At 66.6% G+C, this 14798-nt stretch carries 14 protein-coding genes; 10 read left to right on the forward strand and 4 right to left on the reverse strand.

What is annotated here, in order from left to right; genetic code table 11:
• The first annotated feature begins 61 nt into the window (after positions 1-61).
• Positions 62-856: a 5-deoxy-glucuronate isomerase gene (gene iolB / locus BM397_RS06505; protein ID WP_092420042.1), complete on the forward strand. Its 795-nt coding sequence runs from the start codon at positions 62-64 to the stop codon at positions 854-856.
• Positions 857-954: 98 nt separating this feature from the next.
• On the opposite strand, the gene BM397_RS06510 is transcribed toward iolB, so the two are convergent.
• From BM397_RS06510 to BM397_RS06520, 3 genes are read right to left on the reverse strand one after another with little or no spacing between them, the layout of a single operon-like run.
• Complete coding sequence (locus BM397_RS06510; protein ID WP_092420044.1) at positions 955-2265, reverse strand: cytochrome c; 1311 nt, start codon at positions 2263-2265, stop codon at positions 955-957.
• A 3-nt stretch (positions 2266-2268) separates the two neighbouring features.
• Positions 2269-4053, reverse strand: a complete 1785-nt coding sequence (locus tag BM397_RS06515; protein ID WP_092420047.1) for a GMC family oxidoreductase — start codon at positions 4051-4053, stop codon at positions 2269-2271.
• Between the two features lie 19 nt (positions 4054-4072).
• Positions 4073-4804 carry a gluconate 2-dehydrogenase subunit 3 family protein gene (locus BM397_RS06520; RefSeq protein ID WP_092420051.1) on the reverse strand — a complete coding sequence of 244 codons (732 nt, stop codon included), beginning with the start codon at positions 4802-4804 and terminating at the stop codon, positions 4073-4075.
• A gap of 473 nt (positions 4805-5277) precedes the next feature.
• Between BM397_RS06520 and BM397_RS06525 the strand changes: the two genes are divergently transcribed.
• Positions 5278-6306 carry a LacI family DNA-binding transcriptional regulator gene (locus BM397_RS06525; protein WP_176806484.1) on the forward strand — a complete coding sequence of 343 codons (1029 nt, stop codon included), beginning with the start codon at positions 5278-5280 and terminating at the stop codon, positions 6304-6306.
• A gap of 9 nt (positions 6307-6315) precedes the next feature.
• Here BM397_RS06525 and BM397_RS06530 read toward each other — a convergent pair whose 3' ends face one another.
• Positions 6316-7200, reverse strand: a complete 885-nt coding sequence (locus tag BM397_RS06530) for a LysR family transcriptional regulator (protein ID WP_092420057.1) — start codon at positions 7198-7200, stop codon at positions 6316-6318.
• Positions 7201-7307: 107 nt separating this feature from the next.
• On the opposite strand from BM397_RS06530, the gene BM397_RS06535 reads away from it, so the two are divergent.
• From BM397_RS06535 to BM397_RS06570, 8 genes are all read left to right on the forward strand, one after another.
• Positions 7308-8363 carry an SDR family oxidoreductase gene (locus BM397_RS06535; protein WP_092420060.1) on the forward strand — a complete coding sequence of 352 codons (1056 nt, stop codon included), beginning with the start codon at positions 7308-7310 and terminating at the stop codon, positions 8361-8363.
• Positions 8360-8887, forward strand: a complete 528-nt coding sequence (locus BM397_RS06540; protein WP_092420063.1) for a VOC family protein — start codon at positions 8360-8362, stop codon at positions 8885-8887. Before BM397_RS06535 ends, BM397_RS06540 begins: the two co-directional genes overlap by 4 nt.
• A gap of 1 nt (position 8888) precedes the next feature.
• A complete protein-coding gene (locus BM397_RS06545) occupies positions 8889-9590 on the forward strand; it encodes an SDR family oxidoreductase (protein WP_092420066.1) in 702 nt (233 codons plus the stop codon).
• Between the two features lie 24 nt (positions 9591-9614).
• The gene (locus BM397_RS06550; protein WP_092420069.1) at positions 9615-10574 is read left to right on the forward strand and encodes an aldo/keto reductase; all 960 of its coding nucleotides are present in this window, start codon (positions 9615-9617) and stop codon (positions 10572-10574) included.
• Between the two features lie 417 nt (positions 10575-10991).
• Positions 10992-12725, forward strand: coding sequence for a M6 family metalloprotease domain-containing protein (locus BM397_RS06555; protein WP_245695951.1), 1734 nt, complete (start codon positions 10992-10994; stop codon positions 12723-12725).
• A gap of 3 nt (positions 12726-12728) precedes the next feature.
• Positions 12729-13541 (forward strand): hypothetical protein, encoded by an 813-nt coding sequence (locus tag BM397_RS06560; RefSeq protein ID WP_092420075.1) that lies wholly within the window; start codon positions 12729-12731, stop codon positions 13539-13541.
• Positions 13538-14488: an ATP-grasp domain-containing protein gene (locus BM397_RS06565; protein ID WP_092420078.1), complete on the forward strand. Its 951-nt coding sequence runs from the start codon at positions 13538-13540 to the stop codon at positions 14486-14488. Before BM397_RS06560 ends, BM397_RS06565 begins: the two co-directional genes overlap by 4 nt.
• A gap of 11 nt (positions 14489-14499) precedes the next feature.
• Positions 14500-14796: a hypothetical protein gene (locus BM397_RS06570; RefSeq protein ID WP_092420081.1), complete on the forward strand. Its 297-nt coding sequence runs from the start codon at positions 14500-14502 to the stop codon at positions 14794-14796.
• The last annotated feature ends 2 nt before the right edge of the window (positions 14797-14798 follow it).

Genomic DNA, 14798 nt, shown 5'->3' on the forward strand with positions numbered 1-14798 from the left:
ACCGAGAAACTGAGCGGGTGAGGCGGAGGCCTCGCCCGGAGCGGGAAAGGACGAAAGACCCATGAGCCATCTTCTTCATCATCCCTTCGGCACCCACGGCAAGGTGCATGAGATCACCCCGCAGAGCGCCGGCTGGCGCTACGTCGGCTTCTCGCTCTACCGGCTGCGGGCGGGCGAGAGCGTCTGCGAGGCCACCGGCGATCGCGAGGTCATCCTCGTGATGGTCGAGGGCAAGGCCAAGCTCACCGGCGCGGGCAAGGACTGGGGTGAGCTGGGCGAGCGGATGAATGTCTTCGAGAAGACCCCGCCGCATTGCCTCTACCTGCCCAACGGCACCGACTGGAGCGCCGAGGCCACCACCGACTGCACGCTCGCGGTCTGCTCGGCGCCGGGCATGGGCGGCCACGAGGCGCGGCGGATCGGCCCCGACGGCATCACCCTGACGCAGCGCGGCGAGGGGGCGAACACGCGGCATATCAACAATATCGCCATGGAGAACGAGGACTACTGCGACAGCCTGCTGGTGACCGAGGTGTTTACCCCGGCGGGCAACTGGTCGTCCTACCCCAGCCACCGGCACGATGAGGATGACTTTCCGCGGATCACCTACCTCGAGGAAACCTACTACCACCGGCTGAACCCCGGCGACGGTTTCGGCATCCAGCGCGTGTATACCGACGACCGGATGCTCGACGAGACCATGGCGGTGCATGACCACGACGTGGTCTGCGTGCCGCGCGGCCACCATCCCTGCGGTGCGCCCTATGGCTTCGAGATGTATTACCTCAACGTGATGGCTGGCCCGCTGCGCAAGTGGCGCTTCGTGCCCGCGCCGCCGGTCGAACACCTGATGTGACGCGGTGAGGCTGGTCCGGCGCAAGGCTGGCCTGTCGAAGAAAAAGGCCGCAGGAGATATCTCCTGCGGCCTTTATTTGTACCTGCAGCGTTGCGCGATCAGTTCGTCGCGGCGCGCAGCGGCTCGCGTGCATCCAGCGCTTCGCGCATTTCGGCCACCGCCTCGGGCGAGACCGCCTCGGCGCCATTGCCGAAGCTGTTGCGCACGTAGGTCAGGATGTCGGCCACCTGCGTGTCGTCCATCTTCCAGGCGAAGGACGGCATGCCGGCGGCGGTCTGCGCGTCATGCGTGTGCGCCGCGCGGGTGCCCTTGAGCATCGCGTGGATCATGTTGGTCGGATCGCCGAGCAGTCCGTGGTTGGCCGAGAAGGCCGGGACCATGCCCTCGATGCCTTCGCCATCCAGCCCGTGACAGGCCGAGCAGTTGACCTCGTAGACATCCGTCAGTCGCGCCATGTCGGTCTCGGCGAGCGAGGCCGCCTTGGGGGCGGGGTTGTCCGAGGCGGGCAGGGAGGTGAGGTAGGTGCCCACCGCCAGCGCGTCCTCGTCGGTCAGGTACTGCAGCGAGTGCTCGACCGCCTCGGCCATCGGGCCCGCCGCGACGGCGACGCCGTCGGTACCGGTCTTGAGGTAGGTGGCGATGTCCTCGGCCGAGCTGCCGCCGAGGCCGACGTGCGGGTTCGGGGTCAGGTCGGGCGCGTACCAGTCGCCGATGTTGCCACCCTGCAGGTAGGCGCTGGCCACCTCGGCCCCCAGCGCGTTGCGCGGGCTGTGGCAGGCGGCGCAGTGACCGCCGCCATCGACGATGTACTTGCCGCGGTTCCACGCGTCGCTCTCGGAGGCCACCGGCTCGAAGCCGGAATTGTCGAAGAACAACATGTCCCAGCCCGCCATGGCGAGGCGGATGTTGAACGGGAAGGGCATGCCGCCGTTTTCGTCGATGTCGTTCTGCACGGGCTCGACCGTGGACATGTAGGCCCAGAGATCGTGCATGTCCCGGTCGGTGAACTTTGCATAGGCGGTGTAGGGCATCGCCGGGTAGAGCATGCCGTGCTGGCCGATGCCCTGGCGCAGGGCATTGAAGAAGTCCTTCTCGGTCATCCCACCGATGCCGGTTTCGGCATCGGGAGTGATGTTCGAAGAGACCAGCGTGCCGAAGGGCGTAGCAATCTCGTAGCCGCCGGCGAACTCGCCCGCCTCGCGGGTGTGGCATGCCGCACAGTCGCCCATGCGCATGACATACTCGCCGCGCTCGACGGCCTCGGCGTCTTCACTGGTAAACTCGGCCAGCGTGACGCTGTCTCCGGCCACCTTCGAGCGCCCGGTGTTCAGCGAGTCCCACGCCCAGACACCGGCCCCGACGGCGGCGATCACCACCACGCCGCCTGCGATCTTGATCCATTTTGCCATGGGTTATGCCTCCACCAGCGGGCCGGGGTTGTTGATGTAGGTCTCGTGGATCGCGCGGGCGGCGCGGACCGCGAGGGCACCCACGGTGAGCGTCGGGTTGTAGCCGCCGTTGTTCGGGAAGGCCGAGGCGCCGACCGAGAACACGTTGTGGCAGTCCCAGCTCTGCAGGTAGGGGTTCAGCGCCGAGGTGGCGGGGTTCGAGCCCATGACCAGGCCGCCGATCGTGTGCGAGCTGTGCTGCTTGTAGGGGTTCCACGAGGCTTCGGCCTGGTTGTCGACCATGATGTCCTCTCCGCCCGCCTCGCGCATGATCTCGACCGCCTTCTTGGTGGTGTAGTCGATCATCGAGGCGTCGTTGCGGTTCCAGTCGAAGGTCAAGCGCAGCAACGGCTGGCCGTGGCGGTCCTTGTAGGTGGGATCGAGCGACAGGTAGGCGTCGCGCGTGGGCATCGAGGTGCCCTGGCAGAAGATGTTGGCCACCTCCTGGTAGTCACGCGCATAGGCTTCCTTCCACTCCGAGCCCCAGCGCTTGTTGCCCGGGCGGATGCCGTTCATGTTGGCGATCGGACGACCGTTGGTCGAATAGCCCATGATCCCGGCGCCGCCGATGAAGTCGAGATCGCTGTGGTCGAAGTTGTCGCCGTTGAAATCGTCGATCTGCACGCCGAGCGCGCCGCCGCCGATGAACGGGTTCATCTTGGCCCCCGAGAAGAAGCCGGTGACCGACGAACAGGTCTGGTAGCTGTAGTTGCGGCCGATGGTGCCCTGCTGTGTCGCGGGGTCGTACTGCTCGCCGATGCCCGAGAGCAGCATCAGGCGGACGTTGTCCATCTGGTAGGCGGTGATGCAAACCACGTCGGCGGGCTGGAAGCCCTCTTCGCCGTCGCGGGTGACGAACTTCACGCCTTTCACAGTCTTGCCGTCCTCGTGCTTCACCGCGTGCAGCACCTCGGTTTCGGTCAGCACGGTGAAGTTCGAGCGGCGCATCAGCGCCGGCAGGATGCAGGCCTGCGGGCTCGACTTGGAGAAGTTGCCGCAGCCGTGGAAGTCGCAGAAGCCGCAGTAGGTGCACGGCCCCATGGTGACGCCGAGCGGGTTCACGTAGGCTTGGGAGATGTTGCCCGCCGGGATGGTGAACGGGTTGTACCCCATTCCCTCGGTGGTCTGCCGGTACATGGACATCCAGTTGGTGTCCTTGAGCTGCGGCGTCGGGTACTCGCGCTCGCGCGGGCCCTCGAAGACGTTGCCGCCCTTGATCTTCTGACCGTTGAGGTTGCCCGCCTTTCCCGAGGTGCCGGCGATGCGCTCGAAGCGGTCGTAGTAGGGCGCCATCTCTTCGTAGCTGACGCCCCAGTCCTGCAGCTGCAGGCCCTCGGCCATCAGGCTGTCGAGGCGTTCCTGGCCGTAGCGTTCGGCGGTCTGGGTCGCGACCTCGAAATCCCAGGGCAGGAAGCGCCAGGACATGCCGGCCCAGTGGGTGCCGGCGCCGCCGACGTTCCAGCCGAACTGGAAGGCGTTCCAGTTGCGCACCGGGGCCGCCTGCTGGCCGGTCTTGTTGCGGAAGGTGGTGGTCTCCACGCTCATCGGCTGCAGCAGCTCGCGGCGGGTGTGCCAGCGCAGCTCGTCGGGGTCGACGGCGGGGGGGAAGTCGGTCGAAGTGTCGCGCCATGCGCCGCGCTCGATGGCGACCACGTTGAGGCCTGCGCGGGTCAGCTCTTCGGCCATGACCGATCCGGCCCAGCCGAGACCGACGATCACCACGTCGGCCTTGGGACGTTCATTTGCCATTGTTGGTGTCTCCTTGGCCTTAGTCGTTCGGGATGAGGCTGACGGGCGTCAGGCCCAGGTCCTCGTTGCGCCGATCCACGTAGGGCCGGTAGTCGTAGCGCGCGCCCGGGAAGCCGATCATCTTCCAGCCCGCCATGTCGCGGTTGCCGCCGTAGAGCGGGTCGGCGAGATACCCCTCGCGCACGTTCTGCAGCATCAGTTCGAAGAAGGCCTGACCGTTGACGCCTTCGCCGAGGTCGATCTCACCCGCTTCCAGCCCGGTCAGGATCTCGTCGATCCGGTCGGGCGAAAGCGCGTGGAATGCCGCGCCGTCGGTTTCCTGCGCATAGGCTTCGAGCGCCTTGAGGCCGGTCTCGTAGCGCTCGCGCGGGGTCGAGAGGAACTGCGGCGCGCCCATGATGGCTTCTTCGTTCTCGGGGCTCAGCGGGGCCTCGAGATAGAGCGCCTTGCCCGCGCCGTAGTCACCCGAGAGCTGGTCGTCGAGAAACTCGAGGCAGCCGGCCTCGGAGGCGGAGGGGCCGAAGTCATCCGCCGGGATCAGCCGGTCGAAGACCGCCTTGACCGTCTTCTGGTCGGTCTCGCTCTTGAGCACCTGAAAACCGCCGCCGCTGCGCGCGGGGGTCGGCAGGTGATCGGCGGACATGGCGGTCTGCTTGGGGAACCCTTTCAGCTCGGCGGCGCCGGCACGGGAGGCGAGCCCCCCTGCGGCGGCCATCGAGCCAAGGGAGAACAGGGCTTCTCTTCGGTTCATCGGGTACCTCTGGTCTGCGCCGGCGCCACCCTTGGCCGGCACAAAGCGGTCCCGTCCGGGCGGGGCCGGCGGGATCGCCCTTGGTCTGGCAGGGGCGTCGACGTCACAATCTGGCAAAAACGGTCACCGTGGGCGGCCGTGGCATCGGGGAGGGAGGCCGTTCCGCGCCGGATGCCGGGACGCGGAACGGTCGTATGTTCGGGTCCAGCGCGCTCAGGTTCATGCGGGAGGGCTTCTGGCGGAGGCTGGAGCTGTATACTGCGGTATGTCGTCGCGGCAGGCCGGGCAAGGCGGCAGACGGCTAAGATTCATCCGTGGCACAGTTTTCCTTCCGCATGAGAAGGCGTGACGTTTCAATTCCCTCATTTTGAGAGATTTCCAGCTCCAAAATGCGGCGTTGCCTTCGCACCATCACCTGCTAGAACAACGCTTTGGGGAGGAGCCGCGCGAACAGCCAGTCGAAAGGCCCGACCTTGCCAGCACGCATCACCATCGCCGATCTCGCCCGCGAGGCCCGGGTCAGCGTTTCCACCATCGACCGCATTCTCAGCGGCCGGAGCCGGGTGAAACCCGCGACGGTGAACCACGTACTCGCCACGGCGGAACGCATAGGCTTCCACGCGGTCGGCTCGATCCGCAGCCGCCGCGAGGAGCCCGGCCCGGCGAAGACCTTCGGCTTTCTGCTCAACGACAGTGCGCGGCACTTCTATGATGTGATGAGCCGGCGCATCGCGCGCGAGGTCGCGACGCAGACCAGCGTCGACGGCAAGGCAATCTTCTCGCATGTGACCGATCTCGACCCGGCGCGCACCGCGGAGGCGCTGCTGGCGCTCGGCGAGACATGCGATGCCATTGCCGCGGTCTGCATCGACCATCCCCGGATCAACCGCGCGGTCGACGAACTGGCCGAGCGCGGCGTCCCGGTGGTCACCATGCTGTCGGACATCTCCTCGCCGCAGCGCCGGGGCTTCGTCGGCTCGAACGACTGGCAGCTGGGCCGTTCTGCGGGATGGTTCGTCACCCGGCTCTGCCCGCAGGGCGGCAAGATCGGCCTGGTTCCCGGCAATCCGCGCTACATGTGCCAGCAGTCGCTCGCCGCGAGCTTCCGCTCGTTCATCGCCGAGAGTGCCCAGGACGGTTTCGGCATCGTCGAGGCCGCGCCGACCGAAGAAAGTGACGCACGCGCGATAGAGGTTGTGACGCAACTCATGCAGACGCATCCCGATGTCACGGCCATTCTGATGCTCGGCGGCGGCCTCGAAGGGGCGGCGAAGGTTCTGGGGCAGGGTGGCAAGCGCCCGCTGCTGATCGGAACCGAGCTGACCGAACACACCCGCGCCATGCTGACCGACGGCGGCATCGACATGATCCTCGCGCACCCTGCGACCGAGGTCGCACGGGAGGTCGTTCAGACCTTGGTCCGTGTGCTCGAAGGCGGCGAGCGCACCGCTCACCTGCAGAAGATCATGCCCTTCCAAGTGCTGATCGGCGAGAACTGCTGAGCGGCGCCTTCAGCCGCCCATCCCGGCGGCGAGGTGATCGACGAAGGCCCGCACTCGCCGCGACTCGTACTGGCGCGGCGGGGTGACGGCGTAGAGGTTCGTCGGATCGGCGGTGAAGTCCTCCAGCGCCGTCTCCAGCCGCCCGGCGCGCAGATCCTCGGCGATGTCGAAACTCGACTTCTGGACCACTCCCGCCCCGGCGATGGCCCATTGCCGCAGCGCCTCGCCGTCGTTCACCTGCCGCGTGCCGCCCACCCGGATGCGGAAGCGCTCGCCATCTTCCCGGAAAGTCCAGAAGGCGTGCCGCTCGCCCGGTGCGCCGAGCAGCAGGCAATTGTGCGCGGTCAGCTCTCGCGGGTGGGTGGGCTTGCCGTGGCGCTGCCAGTAGCCGGGCGAGGCGCAGATGCTCTTGTGTCCACGCAGCAGCAGCCGGGCTTTCAGGTCGGAATCCCGCAGTGGTCCCGTGCGGATCCCGAGATCGAAGCCGCCCTCCACCAGATCCACGACGCTGTCGCTGAGAAACAGCTCGATGGTCAGCCCGGGATGTCGATGCATGAAGTCATCGACCAGCGGCGCGATGCGCTGGCGACCGAGATCGTTGGTCGTGGTCATGCGGATATTTCCTGCAAGCGCGCCTTGCTCGGTGAAGCCGGTCATCACCTCGTCCACGTCGGCAAGGATGCGGCGGCTGCGCTCGAGAAAGCGCTGGCCCTCCTGCGTCAGCGACAGCTGCCGGGTGGTGCGCACGACGAGCTGTGCCCCGAGGCTGTCTTCGAGGCTCTTCAGCCCGTAGGTGACAGTCGAGGGGGCAATCCCCCAGTCCCGCGCCACCGACGAGAGATTGCCGCTTTCGGCGATGGCCACGAAGAGCCGCATGCTGCGGAAGGCATCCATTGTTCGATCCAGTCGAATAGTCTCTGCAAATTTCTAGCCATTCCATCCTCTGATCAAAAGCTACTTCTTGCGTGGCAACGACAGACCCCATCTGGATCGGAGGCCCAATGTCCCTTCCCAAACCCCATGCGCTGGTTGCCGGCGGGCTCGGCGTGATTGGCCGCAACGTGGTCAGCCACCTTGCCGACGAGCTTGGCTGGCAGGTCACCGCGATCTCGCGCCGAAGCCCGGACTTCGAGACCGCGGCGCGCTATCTCTCGGTCGACCTGCTCGACGAGGCAGCGACGCAGGCCTCGCTCGCCGAGGTCGGCCCCTTCAGCCATGTCTTCTATGCCGCCTATCAGGAACTCGAAGATCCGGCCGAGCAGGTCTCGGCCAACCTCGCGATGCTGCGCAACTGCGTGACCGGGGCCGAGGCGGCCTCGCCGGAGCTGCGGCGCGTCGTGCTCTACGAGGGGGCGAAATACTACGGCGCCCATCTCGGTGCCTTCCCGACACCGGCGCATGAGGACGACCCGCGCGTCATGCCGCCGATGTTCTATTACGATCAGGAGGACTGGCTGACCGAGCGCGCGCGGTCCGCGGGATGGGACAGCGTCGTGCTGCGGCCGGATGTGGTCTGCGGCTTTGCCATCGGCAATCCGATGAACCTTGCCATGGTGATCGCCGTCTACGCCGCGATCTGCAAGGAGCTTGGGCTGCCGCTGCGCTTTCCGGGCAGCGCCACCTGCTACGGCAAGCTGGCGCAGGTCACCGACGCGGCACAGCTGGCGCGCGGCTCGGCCTGGGCCGGGACCGAGGCGGAGGGCGGCACCGCCTACAACCTCACCAACGGCGACATCTTCCGCTGGAGCCACCTGTGGAAGCGCATCGCCGCGCATCTGGACATGGACCCCGCCGAACCGATGCAGATCAGCCTTTCGGAGATGATGGCCGACAAGGGACCACTCTGGGAAAAGATCAAGGAACGGCATGGGCTTGTCGACGTTCCCTTCGAGAAGGTCGCGGCCTGGGGCTTCGGCGACTTCATCTTCAGCTGCGATTGGGACGTGATCTCCTCGACCACCCGCATCCGGCAGGCCGGCTTCGCGCCGGTGGTGGACAGCGAGGAGATGTTCCTGCGCCTCATCGACGAATTCCGCGAAAGGAAAGTCATTCCATGAGTACCATCCGAGGCATCGAGCACATCGGCATCACCGTGCCCGACCACGACGCGGCGGTGAGCTTTCTCAAGGCCGCCTTCGGCGCAGAGCCCATGTTCTCGCAGACCGCGAGCAACGGCGGGCCGATGGCGGCCGAGGACGTCGGGCCGATGAACGGTCTGCGCGCCGGCACTGCCATGAAGAAAGTCAGCGTGCTGCGCATGAAACACGGGCCGAACATCGAGGTCTTCGAGATCGACCGCCCCGCCGGGACGCCCGCGACGAACATCGCCGACTACGGGATCAGCCATTTCAGCGTGAACGTGAGCGACGTCTACGCCGCTGCCGGAGCCTTTGCCGAGGCCGGGGGAGAACTGCTCTCGGACCCCTACGATCTGGGCGGCCCCGAGGAAGGCCCGGGCAACCGCGGCGTCTTTGGCCGTGCGCCCTGGGGGCTGCTGATCGAGATGGAGCAGCTGCCCGCGCCGATGAGCTACTACCCCGATGCAGAAGCACGCCGCTGGCTGCCCGGACAGGAGGACTGACATGGATCTGACCGATCAGAAAGTGCTGGTGCTGGGCGGCAGCTCGGGCATCGGCTTTGGCGTCGCGCAGGCGGTGAGGGCAGCCGGGGCGAAGGTGACCATCGCCTCGCGTTCGGCGGAAAAGGTCGAGGCGGCCGCGAACAAGCTCGGCTGCGAGGGCGTCACGCTCGACACCGGCGATGCCGACGCACTCGAGTCCTTCTTCGCGGATCGTGCCTTCGGCCATGTGTTCTGCTCCGCGGCCAGCACCAAGGTAGCGGCGGTGCGCGAGTTGCCGTTGGAGGATGCCTATGGCTCCTTCGACTCGAAATTCTGGGGCGCCTACCGTCTGGCCCGCGCCGCGCGGATCGAGGAGGGTGGTTCGCTGACGCTGGTCTCGGGCTTCCTGTCGGTCCGGCCCAAGCCCGGGGCGGCGATCCAGGGCGCGATCAACGCCGGGCTCGAGGGGCTGACCCGCGGGCTGGCGCTGGAATTCGCGCCGGTGCGGGTCAACTGCATCTCGCCGGGGCTGATCAAGACCGAGATGTACGACAGGCTGGATGGCGACGGCCGGAAGGCAATGTTCGACGGCGCGGCGGAGCGCCTGCCCGCCGGACGCGTCGGTACCCCCGAGAATATCGCCGTGCAGGCGCTCGCGCTGATGGCCAACCCCTACATGACCGGCACCACCGTCTTCATCGACGGCGGCGGTGCCATCGCCTGAGTTTCCCCGAAAAGGAGTTTCCCAATGCAACGCAAGATACTCGGAACCACCGGCTTCGACATCGCCCCCATCGTCTTTGGCGGCAACGTGCTGGGATGGACCACCGACGAGGCCGAGAGCTTCCGCGTGCTCGACGCCTTCATCGACCATGGCTTCGACGCCATCGACACCGCCGATGTCTATTCGGCCTGGGTGGATGGCCACGTTGGCGGCGAATCCGAAACCGTGCTCGGCAAGTGGTTCAGCGCGCGCCCCGGCATGCGCGACAAGGTCAAGCTCTTCACCAAGGTCGGCTCGGACATGGGCGGGCCAGGCGAAAAGGGGCTCTCGGAGGCCTGGATCACCCGCGCCGTCGACAAGTCGCTGGCGCGGCTGCAGACCGAGGCAATCGACCTCTATTTCTCGCACTGGCCGGATCCCGACACCGCGCACGTAGAGACGCTGGGCGCCTACGACAAGCTGCTCAAGTCGGGCAAAATCCGTGCCATCGGGGCGTCGAACTACGATGCGGCGCTGCTTGGCGCGGCGCTGGAGACGGCGGAAAAGGAAGGGCTGCCCGCGTACCAGGTGATCCAGCCGGAGTATAACCTCTACGACCGCGGCGCATTTGAGGGCGGGCTGCAGGAGCTCTGTGTCGAGAAGAACATCGGCGTGGTGACTTATTTCTCGCTCGCCGCCGGGTTCCTGACCGGCAAGTATCGGAGCGAGGCGGATCTCGAAGGGCGGCAACGCGCGGGCATGGTCGGCAAGTACATGACCGAACGCGGCATGGCTCTGCTCGATACGCTCGAGGACATTGCCTCGGCGCATGGCGCCAAGCCCGCCGAGGTATCGCTGGCCTGGCTGATCGCGCAGAGGGGCGTCACCGCGCCGATTGCCAGCGCAACGAGCGTGCCGCAGGTGGAGAGTTTCGCAAAGGCCGCGGCGCTGAGCCTGTCGCAGGAAGATCTGTCCCGGCTGACCTCGGCCGGGGCCATGGCCTGACCCCTGAGCCGGGCACGGGTGTCAGGCCCGTGCTCGGCGTTTCGGTCGCGTTCTTAAGGGCGGTACGATCTGTGGCCGATGCAGGGTATCCGCAATTTAAAGGAGTGGGTAAGGCGAGTCGCTATCGTGATGTCAAGGAAAAATCAGCTTTGGATTGTCCGGAATCCGATAATGCCCGGAAAGAGAGTGCCATGGTAGAGTAAGCTCATTTCAACGGCCATTTGAAAGGAGCTCCCCATGTGCGAGACTCATCACGACAGCCGGGATTTCAAAGCCTTTTCCAAGATTTTCGAGAAAACGGAATTTTCCGGCAATTGGCACAATTTCTTTGGTCAATGTTCCGGGGGCGGTAACGATCGATGCTGCGTCGCCCCTGCACCCGACCTTAAAAAGAAAATAGACAAGGCGCTGAAGGAAATGCGCGCCGCCGCCCCTGACGGCATGGCGGAGCTCGTGACGCTGCGCAAGAAACCGCGGGTCGGCTTCAACGATGGGCTGATCGTGCCGGGCACCGAGCTGCCGCTCGGCACGCCGCCCATGGCTGCACGCAATTTCGCGGCGCAGCGCAGCCCGCTCAGCGGTGACGTCCGCGTGGTGGTGGTGCTGGCCGAATTCTCTGACAAGTCCTTCGGCTCGGGCGCGGCGCAGCGCTTCCAGGACCTCTTCTTCTCGACCGGGGTGATTTCGACCGGCTCGGTGAAGGAATATTTCGATGATGTCACCAATGGCACGATCAACATCGTTGGCGAGGTGGCGGGGCCGTTCACCATGCCTGACACGCTTGCTGACTACGCCAACGGCCAGTCGGGAACCGGCAGCACGACGCCCAACGCCCGCGACATGGCGCGGGACGCGGCGACCGCGGCCAACCCCTCGGTGAACTTTGGTCCCTATGACAACGACGGCGACGGCTTCGTCGATGCCTATGTGGTGGTGCACGCGGGCTCGGGCGCGGAGCAGACCGGCTCGGGCGGCGATATCTGGTCCCACAAGTGGGTGATGCGCTCGCAGTTCAACGCCGATGGCACCAAGCTCTACGCCTATCTCACCATCCCCGAGGACGCTCGACTGGGCGTCTGCGCGCACGAGCTGGGCCACCTGCTGTTCGGCTTCCCCGACCTTTACGACACCGACCAGAGCTCGGAAGGCGTGGGCAACTGGTGCCTGATGGGCGGCGGCTCCTGGAACGGGGGAGGCGACACGCCGGCGCATCCTTCGGCCTGGTGCAAGGCCAACCAGGGCTGGGTCACTGTGACCAACATCACCAGCAACGGCACGCGCTCGATCCCCGATGTGAAGACCTCGAACGAGGTGTTCCGCCTGTGGAAGGACGGTGGTGCGGGGCAGGAGTACTTCCTTGTCGAGAACCGGCAGCGTGACGGCTACGATGCCGACCTTCCGGGCGAGGGCCTGCTGATCTGGCATATCGACGAGGCCATTTCTACCAACTCCGACGAGGCCCACCCGAAGGTGGCGCTCGAACAGGCGGACGGGACGAACGGTCTTGGCACGGGGGCCAATCGGGGCGACGGCGGCGATCCCTATCCGGGCAGCGCGAGCAACACGGTGTTCGACAAGAACTCGACGCCGAACTCGCGCAGCTACGCGGGCAGTGACACCTGCGTGGCGGTGGCCAGCATCTCGGCACCCGCGCCGACGATGAGCGCGGAGCTGCGTGTGCGCTGCGGCAAGTCGCTGATCAAGGATTTCCGGGACAAGCGGTTCGACAAGAACATCGTCACCGACAAGTATCGCGACAAGATCTTCGAGAAGCGTCTGATAAATGAGAAGCGGTATGGTATCGACAAGCGCCCGGAGAAGCCGGAGATCGACAAGTCGGTCGCCTACGACAAGGGGGATTTCGAGAAGCGGACCGACAAGCTGCGTGATGGTGGCTTCGACCGTCCCGGCGGTGGTGGTCTCGGTGGTGGTCTCGGCGGTGGTTTCGGAGGCGGCTTCGGCGGGGTCGAGGAACGGCTCGCCGCGATCGAGACCGCGGTGGCGGCGATCGCCCCCTTCATCGAGGCATCGCTGCGCCCCGATCTCGACATGAGCGCCTACTCTGGTGAAGAGGACCTCCAGCAACTCATGGACGAGGCCGGCGGCAACAAGGCGCAGGCCAAGCGGCTGCTCGATACGCGGCAGGGCTGAGCCATGTGCCCTGCGCGTGCGCAAGGCGGGGAGGGCGCAGAGGCGCCCTTCCTCCTTATCCTTGCCGAAACCGAGGACCTCACCGCGCTGCGGGTCTGCGCCGCCCTGCGCCGCGCGGTGCGGGCCGAGTTCGTCACCCCCGAGGAGCTGTTCATGGCGCCGCACTGGTCGCATGATCCGCTCGGCGAGAGCCAGGTGGAGCTGGCCTCCGGTCTGTTGCTGACCGGTGCGACGGTGCGTGGCATCTTCAACCGGGTGCGACGCGTCGCGCCCCTGCAATTCGCCGGGGCCACAGCGGCGGACCAGCGCTACGCCGGAGAGGAGCTGTTCGCGCTGCTGGTCAGCTGGCTGACCAGTTTTGGATCACGCTGCGTGAACCGGCCCCACCCGGGGTCCATCGCGGGTTTCGCGGCGCGGAGCGCGGCCGAGGACCGGCTGCGGCTCGGCGCGGATCTGCATGCCGCCAGCCGTGCCCGTCATCTGGGGCTTGGCGCGCCGCCCTGCGGTTTTCCCGATCCGGCGCTGCAGGTCATGCCCGGTGGCCCGGGGCAGAAGCTGCCCGTGGCGACGCAGCGCCGGGTGCTGATCGCCGGGGAGACAGCCTCGCACGAGCTGCCCGGCCCGCTCCGCCAGTCCCTGCTGGCCGAGATGTTCCGGCGCGGGCTGACCCTCGCCGAAGCGACACTCGAGGAGACTGCGGAAGGTTGGCAACCGGTGCTCCTCAACCCGTTCCCGGAAATCACGGACGCGGCGGAGGTCGCGCTGATCGCCGCGCATCTCGTTGCAACCTCCGAGCACGAAAGGGGGGCGGCATGATCCTCGTTGTCGGCATTCCCTCGGAGCCGCCAGTGCGCCTCGTGCTCGAGGCGGCGGAGGCGCAGGGCATCGAAGCCGTGCTGCTCAACCCGCGCGAGGCGGCCCATGCGGACCTGTGCCTTCGGCAAACCGGCGGACGGGCGCGCCTGACCCTGCATCGCGCCGGGGAGCAGCGGGAGCTTTCGGAGGCACGCGGCGTCTATACCCGGCTCGGCATTCCCGACACCTTGCCCGAGTATCGCAGCGGCACCGCCGAGGAGCGCGCGCGCATCGCGGCCTGGCACGGGCTGCTCAACGACTGGATGGAGACCACGCCGATCCCCGTGCTCAACCGCATCAAGGACTGCAATTCGAACATGTCCAAGCCTTATCAGGCGCGGATCATCGCTGAGTGTGGGCTGGGGGTGCCGGAGACGCTGGTCACCAACGACCCCGAGGCGGCGCTGGCGTTCCGTGCGCGTCATGGGACTGTGATCTTCAAGTCGGTCAGCGCGCACCGCTCGATCGTGCGGCGGCTCGAAGGGGCGCATCTGGCGAGGCTCGACCGGATCCGCTACCTGCCGGTCCAGTTCCAGCAGTGGATCGACGGCACTGATATTCGCGTGCACGTGATGGGCGACGCGCTCTTTGCCACCCGGATCGAGACCGAGGCGCAGGATTATCGCTACGCGGACTCCGAAGACCAGGAGGCGCGCTATACGGCGACCCGTCTTCCGCCCGCGGTCGAGGAGGCCTGCCTGCGGCTCTCGCGTCGGCTCGACCTGCCGCTCTGCGGGATCGACCTGCGCGAAACGCCGGATGGGCGCCACATCTGCTTTGAAGTGAACCCCTCGCCGGCCTATTCTTGCTTCGAGGACCAAACCGGCCAGCCGATGTCCCGCGCCATCGCGCTCTGGCTCGAGACCGGCAAGTGCGAGGAGGGCCGGGCGCAGGAACGCACCGGGTAGGAAGGACAGACATGCAGATCGTCGAGAACTGGGCTTATCTGATCGGGGTGATCCTCGGCGTGCTGCCTGCGCCCGAGCGGGCGGGCTTCTACGAGGTTCATGTCCGCCTCGAAGCGGTTGAGAAAGTGGAGGCTTTCCCGATGATGGTGCAGGCCGGGCCGGGCGAGGAGATCGTTGTGCTGGTGCGGGCCGAACAGGTGCCGGCGCCCGAGGCGGCAAAGGACAAATCCTTCGCCGCACGGGTGCGCGCCGCCGGACCGCAGCCGCTTACTTACTTCGTCGCGCCGGACTGGACGCTCCAGAAATAGCG

It is taken from the genome of Alloyangia pacifica, assembly GCF_900116195.1.
Taxonomy (GTDB): Bacteria; Pseudomonadota; Alphaproteobacteria; order Rhodobacterales; family Rhodobacteraceae; genus Salipiger; species Salipiger pacificus.